This is a genomic window from Embleya sp. NPDC005575 (genome assembly GCF_040605455.1).
Lineage (GTDB): Bacteria > Actinomycetota > Actinomycetes > Streptomycetales > Streptomycetaceae > Embleya.
Genome location: NZ_JBEXCV010000316.1, coordinates 1 through 3,200 on the forward strand (window position 1 = coordinate 1; position 3,200 = coordinate 3,200).

A 3,200-nucleotide genomic window follows, 5' to 3' on the forward strand; every position below is an offset into this window, starting at 1 on the left:
GCGACCGCGGCGCCGACCGGGCCGGCGGCGCCGACCGGCGGCGCACCCGCGACGAGTACCGCAACAGCCCTGCCCACGGTCGCCGCGTGGGCGCCCAACCCCGGCGACGTGCAGCCGCAGGTGAAGCAGCGCGCGGTCACCCTGGTGTCGGCTCTCGGCGCGTGGCCGCCCGGCGGGCAGGGGCTCGCGGCGGCCCGGGCGCGGCTCGCCGCACTGGGCTTCGCCCCGGAGTTGGCCGACCGGGCCGGTCCGCTGTCGGCCCAGGCACCGCAGGCCGTGCTCGAAGTGGTCGACGCCCAGTACGGCGGCATCCTGGACGACACCGCGAGTGTGCTCGTGGTCTGCCGTCGGTGGATGCGGGCCGAGGACGGGACCGTGACGGCGGACGGGTCGACCGTGGACGTGCGGTTGAGCCGGGCCGCGCCCGTCTGGACGGTCACCGCGCTGTACCCGTCGGATCCCGGACCGGCCGCCGCGTCGCTCTCCGCCCAGGCGAGCCGGATCCTCGCCGATTCGCGCATCACCCTGCCGCCCGCGGCAACCGCCGACGTGCGGGCCGGCGCCGTACACGCGTCCGTGTTGACCGCGTTGGAAACGCTCGCCGCCGACCACACCATCGACGTCAGCGTCCTGCGCTCGGGCCACCCGATCGACGTATTCGGCACCACCCGCCCCAGCGACCACCCACGGGGGCGGGCCGTCGACGTATGGCGTATCGACGGCCGAGCCGTGGTGGACCCGACCACACCGCGCGCCCTAGTCGAGGGCTTCATGCGGGCGGGCGCGGCGGCCGGCTCGTACAACGTGGGTGGCCCGTACCAACTCTCCGGCGCCGCGTTCTTCAGCGACCCGACCCACCGGGACCACGTCCACCTCGGGTTCGCCACGTGAGGTTGCCCCACCCGCAACCGGCGATGCCGGATTCGAAACGGGCCGTGCAGCACCGATGGGGTCACTGGCCCACGCGATCCGGCGTCGGGTCGCCGCAGCGGCGTATTATAGCTCTGGAACGGAAAGATGCCGGCGCCTCGGGAGCACGAGCCCCGAAAGACGTCACGCGCTCGTGCGACAGGCGGCCCCGTGTCGATGCGCGGCCTCGAGGGCGGCGCGAAGGCCGGTGCCCGGTGCGTTCGGCGAGACCGGCCGTCGGGTGGGCGCACCCCGGGCCGGGTGGTGTTGTGGAGGAGCCATGCGTAGCAGTGGCGAATCGACGTTGATGGAACCCGAAGCGTTGCAGTGCGCGCTGTTCGGCGTGCGATTTCCGGCCCGTCCGGAAGCCCTGACTGCGGCGGCCACGAACAATGGAGCCGCAGGCTGGGTCACCCGAGCCTTGGCGGCGCTGCCGGAACGTCCGTACGAGGGGCCGAACCAGGTGTGCATGGCCCTGTGCGGGCGGCACGCCGGAATGGACCCCGGTCTGTAACCACCCCCGGCGCTCGACCCGCCCCGCCGCCCGTGACCGCACCCACGCCGTCGGCCGGCGGAATCGGCCCGAGCGCAAAGTCCGGCTCCTCCGGTCTGTAGTCCTCCCGCCGCCGCACCATCATCCGGTGTCGCGCCGCCGCTCACCGCCGCACGGTCGAGGGAGCCTCGACCTCCAGATGCCGGCGGCCGGCCTTGCCGCGGTACTCCAGCACCACCCAGCCGAGCCCACCCAGCACCCGCGCACACCCGCGCAGCGCCGTCTCCGCTTGGTGCCGCGCGCCGCTTCCGCGTGGGCCCGGCCACTCCACCCGCGCGACCGCGGGATGCTCGGTCGCGGTGACGCAGTACCCCGTGGCCGTACGCTCGCCCCGCTCGTCGACCGCCGACGGCGATACCCCGGCCGCCTCCAACGACAGGCTGATCGCCCGCACCATCCGGACCCGCTCCCACTCGGCGGGCACCGCCCCAGGGTCCGCGTCCGCCGTGTTCACCACCACGCGAATCCGCAGCAGCGCGTCGAACGCCTCCCGCACCGCCGCCGTCCGCTCCGCCACCCCCACTTCCGCGCCCGTCACCGACGTCGGCCGCACCTCGGCGCCGGTCGCCGGCTCGAAGCCCCCCGCCGTATCCGTCCCGCCCCCGGTCACCCTGCTCCCTCCTCCGCTGCGCCCACCTTCGCCGGCCGACCCGGCGCCGTCGCGGACATCGTGGGAAAGACCATGCCCCCAGCGTAGGTGCGCGCGTGGGCCGCGCTCCCGATCGTTCGTTCACCGCCGCCCGGCCCGAGTTCAGCCGCTTGGCTCCCAGAGCCGACCCGGCGGCCGGACGCCGGCGGCAATCCGGTGGGCGGCGACCGGCAGCGGCAGCGAGCCCTTCGTGGCCTGGTTGATCATGCCGGTGAAGGACAGGCCGGAGCGCCGGGGCATAGGCCTGGAAGGCGCCGAAGAAGCCCTGATACACCCGGAGTCGGCCCTGCATCCGGAGGCTTGCAGGTGCCTGCCGAGCACCCTGGACGCGTGGTATCGATGCGCCGGCTCGATCCCGGCCACCGCCGAACACCTCAGCCACCACCGCAACACCGTGCTCCCGCGCCCGCACCGGGTCGAACACCTCGTCGGCCGGAGCCTGCGCCACCCCGCGCATGTGGCCCCGGCAAGGTCCGTGCCGTGGAGGCGGACGAGGGCACGAACTACCCGAAGCTACGGGGCAAACCCTGAAGGCGGCCAAGGTCCTCGACCCCACGTGCGCCCCGTACCGGAAGACCAGGGATGCCTGGGACGCGGTCTTCGTGCCGTCGACCTACGGCTCCTACTGCCCCGTTGCCCCCTGGCTCGTTGAATGCGTCCCCCCGCGCCGCCGAGGCGGCCCGGGGGGACGCACCCACGATCGGCGCGCCGGAGTCCCGCGATTTAGCCAGTATTTGCTGGCCTCGCCGGATCCCTTCGCTCAGGACACGTGGTCGTGTGAGTGTTTCGCTCGCTCGGGCACGAACCCCGGCGTGCACGGTCGGCCGCAATGCTCACAAGGCGAGCGGCACAAAGCCGGATTCGTGGTCGAGGTCTGCCTTCCACTCAAGGAGCCTCGATGAATCGCAGAACGACCACGGCCGGGACCGTCCTGGCCATGCTCGCCGGTTTGGCGATCGGCACGGTTGCCCAGCCGGCTTCCGCCGATCCGTCTCCCCCGCCCGGCTCGCAGTCGCTGGCGGTCTCCGCCGCCGACCGCGCCGCGGCCAGCGGTCTGGACTCCCTCGCCAAGGGTCCCGACGAGCAGTA

General features: G+C 73.7%; 5 protein-coding genes and 1 pseudogene. 4 read left to right on the top strand and 2 right to left on the bottom strand.

Annotation, left to right across the window (positions count from 1 at the left end; translation table 11 throughout):
- Both ABZS54_RS42550 and ABZS54_RS42555 read left to right on the top strand, forming a co-directional pair.
- Nucleotides 1-891, top strand: an 891-nt coding sequence (locus tag ABZS54_RS42550) for a hypothetical protein (protein WP_355548714.1), incomplete at its 5' end; no start/stop codon positions are given.
- Nucleotides 892-1,189: 298 nt separating this feature from the next.
- Entirely contained in the window at nt 1,190-1,423 is a 234-nt protein-coding gene (locus ABZS54_RS42555; protein ID WP_355548717.1) for a DUF2795 domain-containing protein, read from the top strand.
- Between the two features lie 142 nt (nt 1,424-1,565).
- Here ABZS54_RS42555 and ABZS54_RS42560 read toward each other — a convergent pair whose 3' ends face one another.
- Complete coding sequence (locus ABZS54_RS42560; RefSeq protein ID WP_355548720.1) at nt 1,566-2,072, bottom strand: hypothetical protein; 507 nt, start codon at nt 2,070-2,072, stop codon at nt 1,566-1,568.
- 141 nt (nt 2,073-2,213) lie between these two features.
- Entirely contained in the window at nt 2,214-2,351 is a 138-nt protein-coding gene (locus tag ABZS54_RS42565; RefSeq protein WP_355548726.1) for a hypothetical protein, read from the bottom strand.
- On the opposite strand from ABZS54_RS42565, the gene ABZS54_RS42570 reads away from it, so the two are divergent.
- Together ABZS54_RS42570 and ABZS54_RS42575 are read left to right on the top strand one after the other, a co-directional pair.
- Entirely contained in the window at nt 2,317-2,763 is a 447-nt protein-coding gene (locus ABZS54_RS42570) for a helix-turn-helix domain-containing protein (protein WP_355548723.1), read from the top strand. The genes ABZS54_RS42565 and ABZS54_RS42570 overlap by 35 nt on opposite strands.
- 246 nt (nt 2,764-3,009) lie before the next feature.
- Nucleotides 3,010-3,200 (top strand): annotated as a pseudogene (locus ABZS54_RS42575) (M4 family peptidase); the annotation flags it as partial.